This window comes from Cryobacterium sp. BB307, assembly GCF_012274275.1.
In the GTDB taxonomy this organism is placed as follows: Bacteria; Actinomycetota; Actinomycetes; order Actinomycetales; family Microbacteriaceae; genus Terrimesophilobacter.
The window spans coordinates 265,697-286,022 of sequence record NZ_JAANZA010000001.1 but is presented as its reverse complement, the minus strand read 5'-3'; the positions used below and the strand labels follow the sequence as shown (position 1 = coordinate 286,022).

16 protein-coding genes are annotated in these 20,326 nt (G+C 67.8%); 9 read left to right on the top strand and 7 right to left on the bottom strand.

Annotated features, from left to right (window positions below; translation table 11 throughout):
* Positions 1 to 354: 354 nt before the first annotated feature.
* Both HGK58_RS01260 and HGK58_RS01255 read right to left on the bottom strand, forming a co-directional pair.
* Positions 355 to 1,989 (bottom strand): LuxR family transcriptional regulator, encoded by a 1,635-nt coding sequence (locus HGK58_RS01260; protein ID WP_168625748.1) that lies wholly within the window; start codon positions 1,987 to 1,989, stop codon positions 355 to 357.
* A gap of 131 nt (positions 1,990 to 2,120) precedes the next feature.
* Entirely contained in the window at positions 2,121 to 3,146 is a 1,026-nt protein-coding gene (locus HGK58_RS01255) for a LacI family DNA-binding transcriptional regulator (RefSeq protein WP_168625747.1), read from the bottom strand.
* A 253-nt stretch (positions 3,147 to 3,399) separates the two neighbouring features.
* Between HGK58_RS01255 and HGK58_RS01250 the strand changes: the two genes are divergently transcribed.
* The 4 genes from HGK58_RS01250 (at position 3,400) to HGK58_RS01235 (ending at position 8,887) form a co-directional block, all read left to right on the top strand.
* A complete protein-coding gene (locus HGK58_RS01250; RefSeq protein ID WP_168625746.1) occupies positions 3,400 to 4,707 on the top strand; it encodes an ABC transporter substrate-binding protein in 1,308 nt (435 codons plus the stop codon).
* 122 nt (positions 4,708 to 4,829) lie between these two features.
* A complete protein-coding gene (locus tag HGK58_RS01245; RefSeq protein WP_227411706.1) occupies positions 4,830 to 6,107 on the top strand; it encodes an ABC transporter permease subunit in 1,278 nt (425 codons plus the stop codon).
* Entirely contained in the window at positions 6,104 to 6,988 is an 885-nt protein-coding gene (locus tag HGK58_RS01240; RefSeq protein ID WP_349236091.1) for a carbohydrate ABC transporter permease, read from the top strand. Before HGK58_RS01245 ends, HGK58_RS01240 begins: the two co-directional genes overlap by 4 nt.
* A 48-nt stretch (positions 6,989 to 7,036) precedes the next feature.
* A complete protein-coding gene (locus HGK58_RS01235) occupies positions 7,037 to 8,887 on the top strand; it encodes an ABC transporter ATP-binding protein (RefSeq protein WP_168625744.1) in 1,851 nt (616 codons plus the stop codon).
* An 81-nt stretch (positions 8,888 to 8,968) separates the two neighbouring features.
* On the opposite strand, the gene HGK58_RS01230 is transcribed toward HGK58_RS01235, so the two are convergent.
* Both HGK58_RS01230 and HGK58_RS13990 read right to left on the bottom strand, forming a co-directional pair.
* Positions 8,969 to 9,646, bottom strand: a complete 678-nt coding sequence (locus HGK58_RS01230) for a DUF305 domain-containing protein (RefSeq protein ID WP_246865360.1) — start codon at positions 9,644 to 9,646, stop codon at positions 8,969 to 8,971.
* Positions 9,639 to 10,343 (bottom strand): DUF3105 domain-containing protein, encoded by a 705-nt coding sequence (locus HGK58_RS13990; RefSeq protein WP_168625743.1) that lies wholly within the window; start codon positions 10,341 to 10,343, stop codon positions 9,639 to 9,641. Before HGK58_RS13990 ends, HGK58_RS01230 begins: the two co-directional genes overlap by 8 nt.
* Positions 10,344 to 10,502: 159 nt before the next feature.
* Between HGK58_RS13990 and HGK58_RS01220 the strand changes: the two genes are divergently transcribed.
* Both HGK58_RS01220 and HGK58_RS01215 read left to right on the top strand, forming a co-directional pair.
* The gene (locus HGK58_RS01220) at positions 10,503 to 11,867 is read left to right on the top strand and encodes a cystathionine beta-synthase (RefSeq protein ID WP_168625742.1); all 1,365 of its coding nucleotides are present in this window, start codon (positions 10,503 to 10,505) and stop codon (positions 11,865 to 11,867) included.
* An 8-nt stretch (positions 11,868 to 11,875) separates the two neighbouring features.
* Positions 11,876 to 13,024, top strand: coding sequence for a cystathionine gamma-synthase (locus HGK58_RS01215; RefSeq protein ID WP_168625741.1), 1,149 nt, complete (start codon positions 11,876 to 11,878; stop codon positions 13,022 to 13,024).
* Here the strand turns inward: HGK58_RS01215 and HGK58_RS01210 are convergent.
* Positions 13,021 to 13,653, bottom strand: a complete 633-nt coding sequence (locus HGK58_RS01210; protein WP_168625740.1) for a hypothetical protein — start codon at positions 13,651 to 13,653, stop codon at positions 13,021 to 13,023. The genes HGK58_RS01215 and HGK58_RS01210 overlap by 4 nt on opposite strands.
* Before the next feature lie 174 nt (positions 13,654 to 13,827).
* Here HGK58_RS01210 and HGK58_RS01205 point away from each other — a divergent pair, with 174 nt between their 5' ends.
* Both HGK58_RS01205 and HGK58_RS01200 read left to right on the top strand, forming a co-directional pair.
* Positions 13,828 to 15,858, top strand: a complete 2,031-nt coding sequence (locus HGK58_RS01205) for a histidine kinase (protein ID WP_168625739.1) — start codon at positions 13,828 to 13,830, stop codon at positions 15,856 to 15,858.
* Positions 15,851 to 16,501: a response regulator transcription factor gene (locus tag HGK58_RS01200; protein WP_168625738.1), complete on the top strand. Its 651-nt coding sequence runs from the start codon at positions 15,851 to 15,853 to the stop codon at positions 16,499 to 16,501. The genes HGK58_RS01205 and HGK58_RS01200 overlap by 8 nt, the downstream gene beginning before the upstream one ends.
* On the opposite strand, the gene HGK58_RS01195 is transcribed toward HGK58_RS01200, so the two are convergent.
* A complete protein-coding gene (locus tag HGK58_RS01195; protein WP_349236090.1) occupies positions 16,498 to 17,382 on the bottom strand; it encodes an EamA family transporter in 885 nt (294 codons plus the stop codon). The two genes, HGK58_RS01200 and HGK58_RS01195, sit on opposite strands and share 4 nt — an antisense overlap.
* Before the next feature lie 140 nt (positions 17,383 to 17,522).
* Between HGK58_RS01195 and HGK58_RS01190 the strand changes: the two genes are divergently transcribed.
* The gene (locus tag HGK58_RS01190) at positions 17,523 to 18,830 is read left to right on the top strand and encodes an amino acid permease (RefSeq protein ID WP_168625737.1); all 1,308 of its coding nucleotides are present in this window, start codon (positions 17,523 to 17,525) and stop codon (positions 18,828 to 18,830) included.
* Here HGK58_RS01190 and xylB read toward each other — a convergent pair.
* Positions 18,781 to 20,241 carry a xylulokinase gene (gene xylB, locus HGK58_RS01185; protein ID WP_168625736.1) on the bottom strand — a complete coding sequence of 487 codons (1,461 nt, stop codon included), beginning with the start codon at positions 20,239 to 20,241 and terminating at the stop codon, positions 18,781 to 18,783. The genes HGK58_RS01190 and xylB overlap by 50 nt on opposite strands.
* Positions 20,242 to 20,326: the final 85 nt, after the last annotated feature.

Genomic DNA, 20,326 nt, shown 5'->3' with positions numbered 1-20,326 from the left:
GCCCTTTGCTGTCTGCCCGGCGCACGCGCCCGCTGCGGACATCCGCGCCCGGCGCAACTGGCGCGGATGTCCGGAGCCGGCGCCGTTCGGCGGAAGGGGCGCGGATGTCCGGAAGTGCGCGGATGTCTGGAAGGGCGCATAAAGATAAGGGGGCGCGGGGCACATCCGAACCACTGGACGTGCCCCGCGCTGAGCCGTCTCAGCCGGAAGACTCGGGATCAGGGACGAGTGTGCCGGGCTGTACCTCAGGGCGTCTCGACGGCGAATCCGCCCTGCGTTTGTGGAATGTCTTGGATGGAAAGTCTTGGAACGATAGTGCCATCAGGTGCGGGTGGTCCGCGGGGTGATCGGGGATTAGTAGCGGGTGATTTCCCGGCTCAATCCGAGCTCCTGCACGCGGTGCACGGCCTCGCGCCTGCTGGTCGCGTTCAGTTTGCGGTAGATACTGCGCAGGTGGGTCTTCAGCGTGTTCGTCGAGATGAACAGGTCGGAGGCGATCTGTCCCAGCGTCTTGTCATGCGACAGGCGCTGCGCGATGTCGAGTTCGCGTTCGCTGAGCGGTTCGAGAGCGGAATGCAACGGGTTCGACAGCCCGGCCCGCATGGTGTCGAGGATGCGATGCACCGGCGCCGGCTGGGGACGATCAGAGGCGCGGCTGAGCATGCGCTGCATGGTGTCGCCGGGGATGAGGGTGAACGGCGTCTTCAGTCCGGTGTGGCTGGCGACGAGGAGCGCCTGGTCGAAGGCGATGTCCGCGATGTCGGGGTTGCCCAGCTCGTAGTGCGCTGCCGCCTTGAGCAGCAGCACGTCGATGATGGTGCGTGTCGAGTGGTCATCGCCCAACTGCTCGCAGTCCGCCAGCGCGTCCAGGGTTCCCGCGTAGTCGTCGTGGAGGAAGCGGACACCCGCGATGAAGCGCGCGGGGCAGTTCGCGTGGTTCTCGGTCGGGGTGAGCACCTCGAAGATGGCGAGCGCCTCGTCCCGTTGTCCCAGATGAAGGTGGAGCACGCCGCGCATCCCCTCGCACAGCTCACGCGCCACCGGATCACCGGTCCAGTCGCGCATTGCCTGGCGGCCCCGACGCACGTGGTCCAGGCCCTCGATGTGCCGACCGCTGATGACCGAGATCGCCGAGCGTGCGAACAGGCTGAGTGGCTCCCACTCCGAGCCGGCGGCGACAGCGCTCACAATGCCCTCTGCACGAGTCACATCGTCCGGCCGGTTGCGCTCCACAGCGACAAGAAGGTCGACGGTGAGCGCGAGCACACCGATCCGGCTGTTCAGCGTCGCCGAATCGAGAGCCTCTGCTTTGCGCACCAACGCGAGCGCTTGGTCGAAATCCCCGTTTGCGTAGCGGAGGTAGGCGAGCCCGCCGAGGCACTCCACCTGCTCGGCGATGCCCAGCGTGCGGTCGGCGAGGCCATCCGCCAACTGGAGCAGCCCCTCCGCCCGCTCGAAGTCACCGAGATGGATGGCGACCAGGCCGCGGTGCAGGGCGTTGATGCCCTCAGCGCGGACGCGCTGCTTCGTTCCGCGGGATCGCGCCGAGCGCAGCAGGGCGCCTGCCTCGGCCGCCTTCGCCTCGGCCTCGGCGATCAGCCCGAGCGACCGCAGCGCCGCCGAGTGGTGACTGAGCACGTCCGACGTGTGCCAGGGGGACGCATCCGGTGTTGCCGCGAGCGTCGCTTCAGCGGCCCGGAAGTAGGGAAGACCGGCGACAACTCCGGCGGAGTCAACCGAGCGGTAGCTCGACCCGATCGCCGCAAGCAGCCACGGGTCATCCGCCCACAGCTCGTGCGGGAGGGAGTCGATGAGTTCCCGGATGCCGTGACCGTGCCGCGTCACGAAGCGGGGCCACTTCTCGGACAACAAGGCGGCGGCGGCCGATGGCTCGCCGGATGCGAGGCGATGTGCGACGCCTTCGTGCAGGTCGTCGAATCTTCCGATTGTCTCCACGGTTTCCCTGCGCCATGCCGGTTCGCGCGCCATCGCGCGATTCAAAGGGTACGGGCGCGGCTATGAGGGGCACCTGCGGTTGACTCGGGTAGTGCAGGCGAAGTCGGTCCGTGTGAGTGACCTTACTTGCCCCGATGATCACGTGTCCAGACTCCGAGACGATCTCACACGTTGTCGTCGCTCGGAGGCGCCGTCGTGCTCGTGCGCACCACGAGGTTGACCGGCATCACCATGCGGGCCGCCTCCCCGGTGGGGGTGTCGCCGCTCAGGCGATCGAGCACGGCCTCCACCGCGGCCTTGCCTTGGGCGGCGGGATGCTGCTCGAGCGTCGTCAGTCCGAACATGCCTGCGAGCGCGTGGCCGTCGACTCCGACAACGGACAGCTGGGAGGGGATCAGGATGCCCAGCTGTCGAGCAGCAATGATCACCCCGATCGCGATCTCGTCGCATCCGGCGATGATCGCCGTCGGCCTCGAGGTCGGGTCGGCAAGGACCGTCAGTCCACCGTCGTAGCCGCCGGGAACCGAGTAGGGGACCTTGCGGAAGTCCCCATCGTGGCTGAGCCCCGCGGCGTCGAGCGCCTGCCGCACGCCGGCGAGTCGCCGGTCATGAACGTGGAAACCCTGTTGTTCGTCGGTGTCATCGCCCAGGTGCATGATGCGCGTGTGGCCGAGGCTGATCAGGTGCTCAGTCATGAAGCGCGCCGCGGCCAGGTCGTCGATGCTGAGCGTTGCGATGCCGTCGATCTCGCCGCCGATGCCGACGACCGGTTTGCCGAGCGAGTGCAGCAGCTCGACTTCCTGCTTGGTGAGCGAGATGCCGACGGCGATCACCGCGTCGACCCGCTTGCGCACCAGGAAGTAGTCGAACACCCGCCGCCGTCTCGCCGGGTCGTCGCTCAGCCGGTACAGGGTCAGGTCGTAGTCGGCCTCGATCAGCGCGGCCTCAATGCCCTCCAGCACCTCAGCGAAGAACCAGCGGCTGATGCTCGGCGTGACGACCCCGACGTTCCGGGTGCGTCCGGTGACCAGGCTCGCGGCGTTCGAGGATGCGACGTAGCCGATCTCCGCGGCAGCCCGCACGACCCGCTCGCGGGTCTCTGCCGAGACGTAGCCCCGCCCGCTGAGAGCCCGGGAAGCGGTCGACTTGGATACACCGGCTCGGCGCGCGACGTCGTCGATGGCGCTCACGTTCACTCCGTCCTTGCCGTTCTGAGCGTCAGCATAGTCAACATCCGGCCGTTTGTGGAACCGGTTCCACAAATGACTCCGGCCGCCGACGGCAACGATTGCTTAGCGATTGCGGTATGTCCTTGAACTGCCGAACGGCAGTAACGTAGCGTGTCTATGGAACCGGTTCCCGAACGGGACCGGCTCCAAGCATGATGGACCCGCGGGGCGGCGACATTACCTCCCTGACGGGTCACCTAAGAGGAGGAAGCACATGAGAAAGTCCCTGCAGCACAGACTTCTCCTTCCCGTCGCCTCTCTCGGTGTGGTTGGTCTCGTTCTCACCGGTTGCACCGGTGGTGGCGGCACGGACACCGGGAACGACCTCGGAGACTTCTCGGGCGAGACGCTCGAGGTTTCCGGCGCATGGTCGGGCGCGGAGCAGGAGAACTTTGAGGCGGTCCTCGCCCAGTTTGAGGAGGACACCGGCGCGACAGTGAACTACACGAGCTTCGGTGACCAGGCGGCCACGACCCTTGGCACGCAGATCGAGGGCGGCAGCCCGCCGAACGTCGCGCTTCTCGCGCAGCCCGCGCTCTTGCAGAGCCTCGCGCGGGACGGGAACCTTATTCCGCTATCTGACAACGCGCGAGCGGCAGTCGAAGACAACTACTCGGAGAGCTGGATCGATCTGGGCACGGTCGACGGTGAGCTGTACGGCGTCTGGTTCAAGGGTTCCAACAAGTCGACTGTCTGGTACAACGCCGACCTGTACGACCAGGCGGGCGCTGAGGTTCCGGATAACTGGGACAGCTTCCTGGAGCAGCTGCAGGTCATCAGTGACAGCGGCTTTGCCGGGATTTCGATCGGTGCGGACGTCGGATGGCCGTTGACCGACTGGTTCGAGAACGTCTACCTGCGCACAGCCGGTGGTGACATGTACGACCAACTGACCAACCACGAGATCCCGTGGACCGACCCGTCGGTCGCCGAGGCGCTCGAGGTGCTGGCCGAGCTGTTCGGCAACCAGGCGCTGTACCAGGAGGGCGCGGTGCAGCGCACCTTCGACGACTCGGTGACGCAGGTGTTCGGCGCTGACCCGCAGGCGGCGACCGTCTACGAGGGTGACTTCGTTGCAGGCAACATCGCGGATGACGGCAACTCCGTCGTCGGCGAGAACGCGCTGTTCTACGACTTCCCCGCGGTGAACGATTCAGAGCCGGCAGTCGTGGGCGGCGGTGACGTCGCCGTTGCGCTCGTCGATGACGAGGTAACTGACGCGCTCATGCAGTTCCTCGCGACGCCCGAGGCGGCTGAGATCTGGGTGCCGAACGGCGGCCTGACCTCACCGAACTCAAACGTCGACACGTCGCTGTACCCGGACGACATCTCACGGCAGATCGCTGAAGCGCTCACCGGCGCCGAGACCTTCCGCTTCGACATGTCCGACCTGACGCCGAGCGCGTTTGGCGGTACCCCCGGGCAGGGCTTCTGGCAGATCATGATCTCGTTCCTGCAGGACCCGAGTGACATCCCGGGCACCCAGCAGGCGCTGGAAGACGCTGCAGTGGCGGCATACTGATAGATAGTCGATAACCCTCGGTGCGGAGTCAGGCGATGACACAGTCAGCGGTTGCTCCGGCGGAGACAAGCACCGGGAGGGGCGGCCCTGGCCGTTCCTCCCGGGCATCGTCCCGTCGGCGCATGTTCCTCATTGCGTTGATCTTCCTGGCTCCCGCGCTGCTGCTGCTCGGCGCGCTGGTCGCCTACCCCATCGTCTACACGGTCGTGCGATCGTTCTTCGATGCGAGCGGCGGCCAGTTCGTCGGATTCGACAACTATGTCGAGATGTTCACGCGTGACTCGACGTTCACCGCCATCCGGAACAACATCATCTGGGTCATCGTTGCGCCGGTCACCTGCACGATCCTCGGCCTGATCTTCGCGGTGCTGCTCGACAGGATCCGCTGGGCTACCGCGTTCAAGCTCATCATCTTCATGCCGATGGCGATCTCGATGCTCGCCGCCGGTGTCATCTTCCGGATGATGTTCCAGGAGAACCCGAACCTCGGTGTCGTCAACGCGGCACTAGTCGGTATCAACAGTTGGTTCACGGATGAGTCAGCGTATCCGGGTGCTAACGTGCGGGCGGACTCCGGACTCATCGTGCAGGGCGGCACGATCGCCAGCGACGGCGCCGTTGAACCGGGCACTGAACAGAACTTCCCCCTTGTCGGCATCCGGGCCGACTCCATCCCGGAGGAAGCCGCCCAGGCTGAGGAGCCGGGCTCCGCCGGCTCCGACGAGATCACCGGCACGGTGTGGCTTGACGTCATCCGCGGCGGCGGCGGCGAAAACGGCGAGATCGAGGACGGCAAGTCCGGACTGCCCGGCATCCGTGTCGACGCGGTTGCCGACGACGGCTCGATCGCCGCCAGCGCGGAGACGGATGCCGAGGGCCAGTACCAGATCACGGGGCTCGCCGACGGCAGCTACACGATCGCGCTGCCCGCCTCCAACTTCACCCAGGGCTACCAGGGCGTCAACTGGCTCGGTGAGACCCTGATCACGGCGGTGATCATCCTCAGCTACGTGTGGATCTGGGCGGGCTTCGCGATGATCATGATCGCATCCGGGCTCTCCGCGATCGACCGGTCGCTGCAGGAAGCCGCGCGCATGGACGGCGCGAGCGAGTGGAAGGTGTTCACCAAGATCACCGCTCCGCTGCTGTCGCCGGTGATCATCGTCGTCTTCGTGACGCTCATCATCAACGTGCTCAAGATCTTCGACCTGGTCTACGTCATACCGCCCGGCTCATCGAAACCCGCGGCTAACGTGATCGCGGTCGAGATGTGGACGGTGTCCTTCGGCGGTGGCAACAACCAGGGTCTCGGCTCTGCGCTCGCCCTGCTGCTGCTGATTCTCGTGCTCCCGTCGATGATCATCAACGTGAGGCGCTTCCGAGAGGAGCGGTCGCGGTGACCGGAGCTGACCTGACCATCGTCCGCGGCAAGAAGACCGTCGGACAGCGCATCCTCGGCGTCTTCAACAACTCCATCGTCAACGTCGTCTTCGTCCTGGTCGCGCTGTTCTGGCTCGTCCCATCGGTCGGACTCCTCCTGTCGTCCCTGCGTACGGTGGGCGACAGCGCGTCATCCGGATGGTGGACAGTGTTCACCGAGCCAACCCAGCTGACACTCGAGAACTACGCCGCGCTGCTCTCGAACGACACCATCACCGGGTCCTTCTGGAACACCATCCTCATCGCCGTGCCGACGACCTTCTTCGTCGTGTTGTTCGGCTCTTTGGCGGGCTACGCGTTTGCGTGGATGGAGTTCCCGGGCCGCGACTGGCTGCTCATTGCGGTGATCATCCTGCTGGCGGTTCCCATTCAGGTCGGCCTCATCCCGATCGCCCGCATGTTCGGGGCTCTCGGCATCTTCGGGTCGATTCTCGGTGTTGTGCTGTTCCACATCGCCTTCGGCCTGCCGTTCGCGATCTTCCTGATGCGCAACTTCTTCACCCAGATCCCATCGGAGCTGCTCGAGGCGGCGCGGCTGGATGGTGCGAGCGACCTCCGCATCTTCCTGACGGTGATCGTGCCGCTCGGAGTGCCGGCGATTGCGTCGCTCGCGATCTTCCAGTTCCTGTGGACCTGGAACGACATGCTGGTGGCCCTGATCTTCAGCAACTCGCAGTCGCAGCCGCTGACCGTCGCCATCCAGAGTCAGTTGCGGCAGTTCGGAGCGAACATCGACGTGCTGTCGACCGGTGCGTTCATCTCGATGATCATCCCCCTAATCGTGTTCTTCGCGTTCCAGCGCTACTTCGTGCAAGCGCTGCTGGCCGGCTCGCAACGCTGACCCTGCTCATCCATCTCGCTTGGGGGTGGGCGTGCGTAGGGTTGACGGATGAGCGGAATGCGAGGCGGCGGCGGTCACCGGGGCCGACTCGACGAGGAAGCACAGCGGGCGGCCAACGCTGCTGCGCCGAAGATCCCCAACCTGCTCACTCGCACCGCAGCGCTATTCGCCCCACACCGACGCGCACTCATCCTTACCGCGGCGCTCGTCATCGTCGCAGCCGGACTGTCCGTGCTGCCGCCGCTGCTCACGCAGCAGGCATTCGACCGCGGGCTGTTCCCGCCAGCTGGGACACCGAACCTGCCCGTGCTGCTGCAGATCGTCGGGCTGATGCTGCTCATCTTCCTCATCACCACCGCCCTCGGCGTGTGGCAGACCTGGCTGACCTCCACGGTCGGCAACAAGGTCATGGGCGCGCTGCGGGTGCGCATGTTCGAGCACCTGCAGCGGATGGAACTCGCGTTCTTCACGCGCACCAAGACCGGGGTCATCCAGTCTCGCCTGCAGAACGACGTCGGCGGGGTCGCGGGCGTGCTGACGAACACCGTCTCGAGCGTGCTCGGCAACACCGTCACGGTGATCGCGGCCTTCATCGCGATGCTGCTGCTGTCCTGGCAGCTCACGGTGGTCGCCCTCATCCTGATGCCGTTCCTCGTCATCGCACAGCGCAGGGTCGGGCAGGTGCGCGCGCGCATCGCCACCCAGACGCAGGAGTCGCTGAGCGAGCTGACCGCGATCACCCAGGAGACACTGTCGGTCTCCGGCATCCTGCTCGCCAAGAGCTTCACGCAGCAGCGCGCGGAGATCGCTCGCTACCGCGACGAGAACGACAACCAGGTACGGCTGCAGGTGCGCCAGATGATGAGCGGGCAGTGGTTCTTTGGCCTCGTGTCGCTTTTCATGGCGATCATTCCGGCGATCATCTACGTGGTCGCCGCGTGGCTCATCCTCGGCGACGTGCCGGTCAGCGCCGGCACCATCGTCGCGTTCACGACCGTGCAGGCGCGGCTGATGTTCCCCCTCATCGGCCTCATGCGGGTCGCGCTCGACCTGCAGACCTCGGCGGCGCTGTTCGCGCGCATCTTCGAGTACCTCGACCTGGCGCCCGCCATCACCGACCATCCGGATGCCCGCCCCACCTCCGCGGACCCATCCCGCATCGGGCGGGTCGAGTTCGCGAACGTCAGCTTCTTCTACCCGGACCGGGATGGCTTGGCGGCGCCGACGCTGAAGGACGTGTCGTTCCGCATCGAGCCGGGCGAGTTCGCGGCCTTTGTCGGCCCATCGGGCGCGGGCAAGACCACCATCTCCTACCTGATCCCGCGGTTCTTCGAGGCCACATCCGGCAGGGTGCTGTTCGCCGGCGACGACGTGCGCGAGCTGCTGCAGGAGTCGCTGCACTCGCAGATCGGCATCGTCAGCCAGGAGACCTACCTGTTCCACGCGACCATCGCCGAGAACCTCCGCTACGCGAAGCCGGAGGCCACCGACGCCGAGCTGGAGGCCGCGGCGCGCGCCGCGAACATCCACGCGACTGTTCGCTCGTTCCCGGATGGCTACGAGACGGTCGTGGGCGAGCGCGGCTACCGGCTGAGCGGCGGCGAGAAGCAGCGCATCGCCATCGCGCGCGTGCTGCTGAAGGACCCGCCGGTGCTCATCCTGGACGAGGCGACCAGCGCGCTCGATTCGATCTCGGAGCGCGTCGTGCAGCGGGCGCTCGACGAGGCGTCGCGCGGGCGCACCACCATCGCGATCGCGCACCGGCTGTCAACCGTCGCGGGCGCAGACACCATCTACGTCGTTGAGGCCGGCCGGATCGTGGAGCGGGGAACGCACGACGAACTGGTGTCGGCATCCGGAACCTACTCGCGCCTGTACGCCCAGCAGCAGACCCGCTGAAAAACCCATCGAGTCGGGAGTATTCGCCCTTATGGCATGCGCGATTTGGGCAAATACTCCCGACTCGATGAAAAGGTGGTCTTAGGAGCGCTCGGCGAGCAGGTCTTCCATGTAAGTGATTTCCTTCTCCTGCACGATGACCATGCCGCCCGCAAGCTGCCGCACCTCTGGATGGGTGCTGCGGTCGAGGACCGCTTCCGCCATCTCGACCCCGCCGATGTGGTGCGCGATCATCAGCTCGAGGAACAGGCGCTCGGCTTCGACGCCGCGCAGCGACTCCAGCTCGGAAAGCTGCTCGGCGGTCGCGAGCCCGGGCATCGGCGCGCCCGGCTCGTGCGCCTGATCACCGCTGCCGTGGTTGTGGGCGGAGCCGTCCAGGGCTGGCCGGATCATCCACGTCATCGACGGCTCGGGCGCGGCTTGCGGCAGACCCCACAGCTCCAGCCAGGCGAACATCTGCCCGGCCTGCTGGCTCTGCGCGGTCGCGATGTCGTAGGCGAGCAGGCGGATCTCTTCGTCGTCCGTGTTGTCGCGGATGATCATCGACATCCGCACCGCCTGAAGATGGTGGGTTTGCATGTCACGCGAGAAGCCCGCCTCGGCGCTGGTGTTCGACGGCATCGCCGGCACCGCGACGGTGAACCGCCCCGCGGCGAAGGCGAGAGCGACCAGGATCGCCGCGCCCAGGATGATGCCGACAAGCGCGCGGGTGCTCAGCCGGTTGGTCGTTCCAGTTGTCTGCTCAGTGATGTCAGGCAACCTTCCCTGGACCGTTGATGGCACCGTCGCAGCGGGCGCCCGGCTCAGGCACGTTCTTGGCCTGCCAGTACTTGGTGATGAAGTCGCTGATGCGCTCGTCGTCGACGCCTGTCAGCTTCAGCTGCACACCCCATCCGGATGCGACGACGGGGGCGTCAAGACCCGGGTACGGGGAGACGATGATGTAGGTGTCGGGCAGCTGGCTGCGGAGCTCGGCGACATCCGCCTCACTGAGCTCGTCGGGGTTGTAGGTGAACCAGAGCGCTCCGTGCTCGAGGGCATGCACCGCGTTTTCGTTCTGCTGGGGCTCCTCGTACACGCCGCAGTTCAGCCAGGCGGGGTTGTGGCTGCCGCCGGCGGGCGGGTTCATCTCGTACTGCCCCTCGTAGTCGACGGGACCGTTGGTGTGCGTGTAATCGATATCGGGCCAGGTCTGCACCTCCGAGATCTCGATCGCATCCGGGTTTGCCCTGGTCGATCCGCCGGTGACGACGATCGTGACGATCAAGCCGACGACGGCGAGGGCAGCCACCGAGCTCAGCACGATCGCGATGAGCCGATTCCGCTTCTCCTTGGCCTGTTCGCGCTTGAAAGTCTCCAGCTTGGCGAGACGGCGCTGCTCGCGCTCCTGCTTGACGGTGAGCTTCGAGCTTGTGCCGGAGTTGGCCGGATTGCCGGAGTTGGAGGTGCGTGCCACAGAAGTCCTGTCGGGGTGGTAGAGACAAGGGAACAACCCACCACGTTAGCGGGTCGCAACTGAAGGGAACGCGTACGTACGCATCAGTTATTCCCGAACGCGCTTCCTCTTATGCGGCACGAGGTAACGCGGGAGGGCCCGCTGATAGATTGAGCCGCGATGAGATACGCCAACTCGGTGCTCGACCTGATCGGCGACACCCCCCTCGTGCGACTGAATAGCGTGACCGACGGAATCCGTGCAACGGTGCTCGTGAAGATCGAGTATCTGAACCCCGGAGGCTCCTCCAAGGACCGCATCGCGGTGAAGATCATCGACGCTGCGGAGGAGGCCGGACTGCTGAAGCCCGGCGGCACGATCGTCGAGCCGACCAGCGGCAACACCGGCGTCGGTCTCGCACTGGTCGCTCAGCAGCGCGGCTACCGCTGCGTTTTCGTCGTGCCGGACAAGGTCGGTGTCGACAAGCGCAGCGTGCTCGAGGCCTACGGCGCCGAGGTTGTGGTGTGCCCGACCGCGGTGGCTCCGGATGACCCGCAGTCGTACTACAGCGTCTCCGACCGGCTCGCGCGTGAAATCCCTGGCGCGTTCAAGCCCGACCAGTACTCCAACCAGAACGGCCCGGCCAGCCACTATGAGACCACCGGTCCGGAGATCTGGCGCGACACCGACGGAACGATCACCCACTTCGTCGCCGGCGTCGGCACCGGCGGCACCATCAGCGGCACCGGCCGTTACCTGAAAGAGGTCTCGAACGGCGCGGTGCAGGTCATCGGCGCCGACCCAGAGGGCTCGGTCTACTCCGGCGGCACCGGCCGCCCGTACCTGGTCGAGGGCGTCGGCGAGGACTTCTGGCCCACAGCCTACGACCCCAGCGTTGTCGACCAGATCGTCGCCTCCAGCGACGCCGAGTCCTTCGAACTGACGCGCAGGCTGGCGCGCGAGGAGGGCCTGCTCGTCGGCGGCTCGAGCGGCATGGCCGTCGCCTCCGCGCTGAAGGTCGCGCGCGACCTTCCCGAGGACGCCATCATGGTCATCCTGCTCCCGGATGGCGGGCGCGGCTACCTGGGCAAGGTCTTCAACGATCGCTGGATGGCCAACCACGGCTTCACGGCAGCAGCCGAGAGCGGCAGCGTGGCCTCCGTGCTGGCCGGCGTCGCGGCCCGCAGGCCGGAGTTCGCGCACGTGCGGGTCGACGACACTGTCGCTGACGCCATCCGTGCCATCACCAGCAGCGGAGTGTCCCGGCTTCCGGTGCTCGCGGCCGACCTCCCGGTCGTCCTCGGCGAGGTCGCCGGCGCCATCGACGAGCGCGAACTGCTCGCCGGGCTCGCCTCGGGTGAGCTCAGCGCCGACCAGCCGGTCGGCGGGGCGGTCGGCGCGCCGCTGGACCTGATCGGCGCGGGCGAGCCGATCGACGCGGCTCGGACAGCACTCGAGACGACGGATGCCCTCCTCGTCATGCAGGAAGGCAAGCCGATCGGCGTGCTCACCCGCCACGACCTCCTCGACCACCTCACGAAATGACCCCACTCATGACGAACGACAGCCACGGCTTCTCCACGCGCGCCATCCACGACGGGCAAGCATTCGACCCCACCACCGGCGCGGTGATCCCGCCGGTCTACCTGACCACCACCTTCGTGCAGAAGGCGATCGGCGACCTGCGGAACGGCTACGAGTACACCCGCGGCACCAACCCCACCCGCGACGCGCTGCAGGTGCAGCTCGCGAGCCTCGAGGGTGGCCGGCACGGGCTGAGCTTCGCATCCGGCCTTGCGGCTGAGGATGCGCTGCTGCGGTCGGTGCTGAAACCCGGCGACCACGTGCTCATGGGCAACGACGTCTACGGCGGCACCCACCGGCTCGTGAACCGCATCCACGTGCCGTGGGGCGTGACGCTGAGCACCGTCGACGCGTCGGACATCGACGCGGTGCGGCAGGCGCTGCGGCCGGAGACCAGCGTGCTCTGGCTGGAGACGCCGAGCAACCCGCTCATGCGCATCTCCGACATCGCCGCGCTCGCCGAGCTCGGCCACGCCGCCGGAGCGCTCGTGGTGGTCGACAACACCTTCGCGACCCCGTACCTGCAGCAGCCCCTCGCACTGGGCGCCGATGTTGTCGTGCACTCCACCACCAAGTACCTGGGCGGCCACTCCGACGTGCTCGGCGGCGCGGTCGTGCTGAACGACGATGAGCTCGCCGAGAAGGTCGGCTTCATGCAGTTCGCCGCGGGCGCGGTGTCCGGTCCGCTCGACGCCTGGCTGACCACGCGCGGCATCAAGACCCTGTCGCTGCGGATGGATCGCCACTCGCAGAACGCGCAGGCGATCGCGGAAGCGCTCGTCGGGCATCCGAAGCTCGAGCGCGTCTACTACCCGGGCCTCGCCGACCACCCCGGCCACGACATCGCCGCGCGCCAGATGCGCGGATTCGGCGGCATGCTGTCGATCGCGCTGGCCGGCGGTGCGGATGCCGCACGCCGGTTCGCCGAGGCGACCGTACTGTTCCAACTCGCCGAGTCGCTTGGTGGGGTCGAGAGCCTGGTCAACTACCCGGCCGAGATGACCCACGCATCCGTTCGCGGCACCGAGCTCGAGGTGCCGGCGGGCGTCATCCGGCTGTCGGTCGGCATTGAGGACGCCGCCGACCTGGTCGACGACGTCCTGACCGCGCTCGCCTAGCTCTCGGCACGCGGACCGGTCAGCTGTGGCCGGATGGCGAGGGTCAAGCCGACGAGCAGCTGCGTCACGACGACGGTCGTGATCATCGCGAACCAGGACGGGTTCTCGGCGTTGTCGGTGAGCATCATCACCGGGAACACGACCAGCGGCCACGACTGGGAGGCAAGCGGAAGGTAGCGGGCGGGACCGCGCCACCGACCGGCTGCGACGACGCCGACGCTCACCACGAAGATGCCGATCATCGCGATGAACCAGGTGAGCTCTGCGAGCTGTACGGCCTCACCGGACACCGGGATGAACTGCGCCGCCATGGCTGCGATCACGATCGCCGTGGCCGCCGCCCCGATCGACCGCCAGGCGACGCTGTCGCCGACCGCGCCGGTGCGCCACATGATGAGCAGCAGCACGAGGGCGCTGGCCTGGAAGCCGACCGATGCGATGTCGCCCGGCAGCGGCGTGCCGACACCGGCCGGCCATGGCAGGTTGATCACCACGGCGAACGCCGCCACCAGCGCGACGATGATCGCACCGCCTAGTCGGACCAGCGCCAGAGACAGGGTGGGGGAAGGTGGCCGGATGGGGTCGACGGCCTGGGTCAAAGCGGGGGCCGGGAGTTTGACAGTGTTCATGGGCGTCCTCAATGTTCGTGGGTCGCGGCGTCCATCGCCGGTGCCACAACTCTTGAGCCTGACCGTCCCGTGCGCACAGGGCCAGAACTCACCGGGTTCACCCGCGGAATGTCCCGAGCATCCGGGACAAAAGCCTCCTGACAGGCGGGTGCACGACCTGTCACGATGGTCGCTATGAAGGAGAAGTCGGCACGCATCGTCGCGATGGTCGGCTTTTCACTGTCGCTGTCTCTCTGCGTGCTGGCAATCGCGCTCGAGGTCATGATCGTCCAACTCGGCCAGGAGGGTGCGGTCACGCCGGGCTGGGCGGGGGCGCTGCCCGGGTTCGCGCTGGCGGTCACCGGTTCGGTGCTCATGTGGCGCATCCCGTGGCATCCGATTGCCACCGTCCTCCTCTTCGCCGGAGTCGGGCAGAGCTTGTTCGGCTTCTGCGCGGCCTGGATCAACTACGCGGTGTCCGGGTGGTGGGAGGCGCCGTTTGCCCCGGTGGCCATGGTCGTCACGCAGAACTTCTCGGCCTGGGCGATTCTTGCCATCCCGTTCGCCCTCCTGCTGTTCCCCAATGGCACCCTTCCCGCGGCGCAGCCCTGGCGGTTCGTCGCCGCCGCTGGGTCGGTCGCACTCGTCGCCGCTGCCCTGATCTACGCGGCGGCGCCGGCCAGAGAATCGTGGGAGACGTTTGGCAGGCCGGATCTGCGCGTGCGCAGATGGGACAGCGACTGGGGCATCCAGCTGCCGGATGGTGTCTGGGCGTTCGTCTTCTCCTGGGTGTCGGCGCTCATGTTCGTCGGCATCGCATGCGCGGCGATCTCGCTGATCGGCCGCCACCTCGGCGCGGACAGCCAGGGCCGACAGCAATTGCGGTGGATCTCGTGGTCCGGCGTGATCTATTGCCTTTCGCTGGTCAGCGCCTTTCTCTGGCTGCCCTACATCGTCGGACAGATCCTGATCACGCTGGCCGCGACCGTCGTGTGTGTGGCGATCCTCGTCGCCGTCACGCGCTACCGGCTGTACAGCATCGACAACGTGATCAGTTGGACGCTGGTCTACGCGATCCTTGTGGTGAGCGTCGTCGCTGTCGACCTCACCCTGGTCGCCCTCGTCGGCGGACTGGTGACCAACCAGTTCATCGCCATGGTGTCCGTGCTGGTCGTGTTCGTCGCCTACGCGCCGCTTCGCGAGCGGCTGTTGTGGACGGTCGGCCGGCTGGTCAACGGACGTCGCGGCGACCCGTACGGTGTCATCTCCTCGCTGTCGCGACGGCTGGAGGGCGCAGAGGATCCGGACGACCAACTCATGCACATCGCCCGCACCGTAGCCGACACCTTCGCGTCGCCCTACGTCTCCGTCTCGATCGCCGGCGGCGATGGCAGCCGACTGGTTGCGGTCCATGGAGAACCGACCGCGACCGCGCAGGCCATGCCGCTCACCTATCGGGGCAAGACCATCGGCAGGCTGGAGCTCGCGCCTGGGCGGCGCCGGATGACCCAACGCGACGAGCAGCTGCTCGCGGACCTGGTGCGCCAGGCCGCCGCTGCCGTGCGGGCGACCGCGTTGAGCGCGGAGTTGCAGTCGATCCGCGAACAGCTCGTGCTCACGCGCGAGGCGGAACGGCACCGGCTGCGCCGCGACCTGCATGACGGGTTGGGCCCGGCGCTCGCCGCCGCGAAGCTGCGCATCGAGACCGCGAAGAACGTGCTGGAGCAGGGCCCCGGTGCAGCCGGCATCCTGCTCGACGCCGCCGCGCAGGAAGTCTCCTCCGCCATCACCGACGTCCGCCGGGTTGCGCACGATCTCCGCCCGCCGGCGATCGACGATCTGGGCCTGATTCGGGCAACCGAGCAGCTGTGTGATCGGTTCGGCGCGAGCTTTGACGTGATCAAGGTGCCGGACGCCCTCCCCCCGGCAATCGAGGTCGCCGCCTACCGGGTCGTGGCCGAAGCGCTGACCAACGCGCACCGGCACTCCGGCGGAAACCGGCTCGCGGTGCGCCTGGAGCGGTTGCCGCGCTCGCTCGTGGTCGAGGTCAGCGACAACGGAATCGGAATCCCGGGTGACGCCGCGGCGGGGGTCGGACTGCGATCGATGCGCGAACGCGCAGAGGAGATCGGCGGCTCGTTCACCGTCACCAACCGCGAGGGCGGCGGGACCGTAGTTCGCGCGGAAATGCCGCTCGCAGCTGCAGAGGAGAAGGTAGATGCCTGACATCAGGATCGTGCTCGTCGATGACCACCCCGTCTACCGGGATGGCCTCGGCGCGCTGCTGGGCTCGATCGACGGCCTGACGGTCGTCGCCACAGCGAGCGACGGTGCGGAGGCGATCGAGACGGTCGCCTCCCAGAAGCCCGACGTCGTGGTGATGGACGTGCAGATGCCGGTGATGGACGGCATCGAGGCGACCCGTCGCATCCTGCAGCGCCAACCGGAGCTCGGGATCGTCGTGCTGACGATGTCGGAGGATGACGAGACGGTGTTCGAGGCGATGCGCGCGGGGGCGCGGGGTTACCTGCTCAAGGGTGCAGGCCAGGACGACATCTCGCGCGCCATCCGTTCGGTCGCGGGCGGCGACGCGGTGTTCGGGCCGGGCATCGCGGTGCGCATCGGCGAGTACTTCGCTCGGGTCGACAAGGGCGGGCTGGCGAATGAGGCGTTCCCGCAGCTCACCGCCCGGGAGCGCGAGATCCTCGACCTGATCGCGGCGGGGCGCACCAACGGCCAGATCGCGCAGACGCTGTTCCTGTCGCCGAAGACGATCCGGAACAACGTGTCGAACATCTTCGCGAAGCTGCAGGTCGCGGGTCGCGCTGAAGCGGTGATCGCCGCGCGAGAGGCTGGCCTCGGCCGCTAGGGGATGTCGCTTGCTGCCTCTTCCAGCGGCGAGGACGGCTGTTCGCGCTGAGTCGCGATCGCGGTGCCCGCTGAGACGCAGACGATGCCGATCGCGAGCAGCTGGAGCGCGCTGAGCGACTGCCCCAGCACGATCCAGCCGGCGAAGGTGGCGAGCACCGGAGCGAGCGCGGTGATGATCGAGTACAAACGCGGAGTGATCCTGCGCAGGACAAGATTGTCCAGGCTGTACGGGATGGCGGAGCACAGCACGCCGACCACCACCAGCAGCCAGATCACTCCCCAGTCGAGCGTCCCGTAGTCGATGGTCAACGCCCCGATCGGCAGGGTCAGCACGAGCGCGACGACGCTCGCGATCGCCAGTCCCTCGAGGCCGCGGAATTGCTGCGCCACTCGCCTCGTCAGCAGGATGTATGCGGCCCAGCCCACGCCGGCGGCCAGTCCCATGACGACGCCGAACGGGTCGAAGTCGCCCTCAGGGCCGACCAGCAGGTAGACGCCGATGCCGGCGCCGATCGCACACAGCACGTCGAGGAAGCGACGGGATGTCGCGAGCGCGATGGCCAGCGGGCCGAGAAACTCGATGGTGACGGCCGGGCCGACGCCGATTCGGCCGACCGCCTCGTAGAACGCCAGGTTCATCCCGGCGAGCGCGACCCCGAGCGCGAGTGCTGGCCAGAGCTCGGTGAGTGAGCGTCCGCGCATCCGGGGTCGGGTGACCGGCAGCAACACGATCATGGTGACCAGCTGTCGCCCGGCGACCACCGCGGCGCTGCCGACGACCGGGATGATGAGCCCGGCGATGGACGAGCCGAAGTTGACGCTCAGCTGCGAACCGAGCTGCATGCCGGCGCCGACGGCTCGGTCGCGTTGGGAGGTCACGAGCAATCAGCGTACGGCTTCGTTGGCCCACCGGCTGCGGGCCGCCCTACGATGGACGTTGCGCCGAGCTTGGCACCATCAGTCACCGATGTGGCAGAAATTCGCTCGTCCGCGCATTCCTGCCATCCGAGAATCGAATCATGACCCGCACCATGGACGCCGCGCCAACCCACACCGCTACCGGCACCGTCGGCCTCTGGCAAGGCTCCGCGCTCTACATCGCTTCCGTGCTCGGCACCGGAATCCTGGTGCTGCCCGCACTCGCCGCATCCGTCGCCGGGCCGGCTTCGATCATCGCGATCACCGCGGTGCTCGTGCTGTCCATCCCCCTCGCAGGCACCTTCGCCGCACTCGCCGCCCGGTACCCGGATGCCGGAGGCGTCGCCACCTTCGTCCGGCGCGCCCTCGGCAACACCGCCGCCCGCGCGGCCGGCTACTGGTTCTTCTTCGGCGTCGGGGTTGGGATGCCGGTCGTCGCCGTCCTCGGTGCCGCCTACATCGTCGGCGTGGTCGGCGGACCGCGCTGGGCGGTCGTGCTCGTCGCGGTGGTGCTGCTGGTCCCGCCGTTCCTGTCGAACCTGTTCGGGGTGCGGGTCTCCGGCCGCGTGCAGCTCGTGCTCTCCGGCCTGCTGGTCGTGATCGTCGTCGGGGTCATCCTGGTGACCGTTCCCGCTGCGGACGCCGACAACTTCCAGCCGTTCCTGCCGCACGGTTGGGCCGGCGTGGGCGCCGCCATCAACCTCTTCGTCTGGGCGACCGCAGGCTGGGAGGCGGTGACCCACATCGCCGGGGAGTTCCGCAATCCGCGCCGCACCATCCCGTTCGCCACCGCGATCGCGATCCTGGCGGTCGGCGCCGCGTACCTCGGTCTGCAGGTGGTCACGATCGCGGTGATGGGCGTGGATGCCTCCAAGAGTGACGTGCCGCTGCTCGACCTGGTTGCCACCACCGCACCGGGCATCGGCCCCATCTTCGTCGCCTTCATCGCCGGGGTCGTCGCTGTCGGCGTGCTGAACCTCTATGTCGGAGCGTTCGCCAAGCTGGGCGCGTCGCTGGGTCGCGATGGCGACCTGCCGCGCTGGATGGCGGCGGGCGCTGAGACCGGGGGAGTGCCGCGCCGCGCGCTGCTCGTCGTCGCCGGGGTGGGCGTTGTCTACATGGTCGCGCTCGTGATGGCCGACCTGAACCTGACCTCGTTCATCCTGATTCACACCAGCTGCATGGTGGCGATCTACGGGGTGGGCATGGCCGCGGCGGTTCGGCTGCTGGACCGGTACTCGGTGGGCTGGTGGCTCGCGGTGATCTCCTGCGTGCTCGTGCTGGGCCTGCTCGCGCTCGCCGGTTTCAACCTGGTGTGGCCGGTCGGGCTCGCGACAGCGGCCGTCATCGTCACCGTCGTCAAGCGCCGCTCGCGTGCGCTGACGCCGCCCGATATCGCCGCCGGATGACACTCCGGTAGTCGCTGGCCGGTGCCGCGGCCAGTTCCACCGGCCAGTCGGGCCGCTCCCCGGTGAGTGCCCACGCCGCCTGCACGGCCGCGCCGGACGCGACATACTCGCCGGGTGTCGGAACGGCTACGGGCAGGTCGAAGACCTGGCTGGCCACCAGCTGGACCGCCGGATTCTGCGCGGCGCCGCCGATCAGGAGGATCCTGTTCGCGCCCACTCCGGCGTTCAGGATGGCGTCGACCCCATCGGCGAGGCCACACAGCATTCCCTCGATCGCCGCACGGGCGAGGGCCGGCCTAGTCGTGGACGCGAGAGTCATCCCGGTGAGTCGCGCCGTCGCATCCGGCAGGTTGGGAGTGCGCTCGCCCTCAAAGTACGGCGTCAGCACCAGTCCGGCCGACCCGGGTTCCGCCTGCAGCGCGAGCCGGGCGAGGCCGTCGTGGCCGACGTCAAGCAGGCCCGCGATCGCATCCAGCACGCGCGCGGCGTTCAGGGTGACGACGATCGGGAGGAAGCCGCCCGCGGCATCCGCGAACCCGGCGATGGTGCCGGTTTCATCGCGCACCGGATGCTCGGTGACAGCGAACACGGTGCCGCTGGTGCCGATCGAGACGACCAGATCACCGGTGCGGGCGCCGAGGCCGAGCGCGGCGGCGGCGTTGTCGCCGGCCCCGGCCGCGACCACCGCCCCGTCCGGCAGCCCGCCTGAAAACGAAGGAGACCCGCCCGCGACACGCCGCGATCCGTGCGCGGAAAGCACCTCCGGCAGCAGAACTCCTGCATTTTCAGTGCGGCGGAGGGCGAGCGCGAGGAGGTCGCGGTCGTAGCGGCCGGATGCGGCGTCGAAGTACCCGGTGCCGCTCGCGTCGGAGCGGTCGGTGAAGAGCTCGTCGAGGCGCGGACCGAGCGCGCTCTCGGCGCGCGGCCCAAAACCGCGCAGCCGCCAGCTCAGCCAGTCGTGCGGCAGCGCAACCGCGGCGATACGGGCAGCGTTCTCCTGCTCGGCGTCGGCGAGCCAGCGCAGCTTGGTGATAGTGAACGACGCGACCGGCACTGACCCGGTCCGCCGCACGAACTCCGCATGCCCCACCTCGGAGACCAGGTCCGCGGCTGCCCCGGCAGACCTGGTGTCGTTCCATAGCAGCGCCGGGCGGACGACCTGGCCGGCGGCATCCAGCGCCACCAGGCCGTGCTGCTGACCGGCGATCGAGACGGCGGCGACATCGGCGAGGCCGCCCGCGTCGGCGACGGCCGACAGAAGGGCCGTCCACCAGGCATCCGGGTGCACCTCGGTGCCGACCGGATGCGGCGCTCGACCGGTCCGCACGATCGTCCCCGTGTCGAGGTCGCGGATGACGGCCTTGCAGCTCTGCGTGGATGAGTCGATTCCGGCGACCAGTGTTGAGGGCATGAAACAAGTGTGGCCGACCGACTGCCGGAGCCTGTGCCTGATTGTTTGCCCGACCACCCGCGTCGATAGCGCCACCGGACCTAGC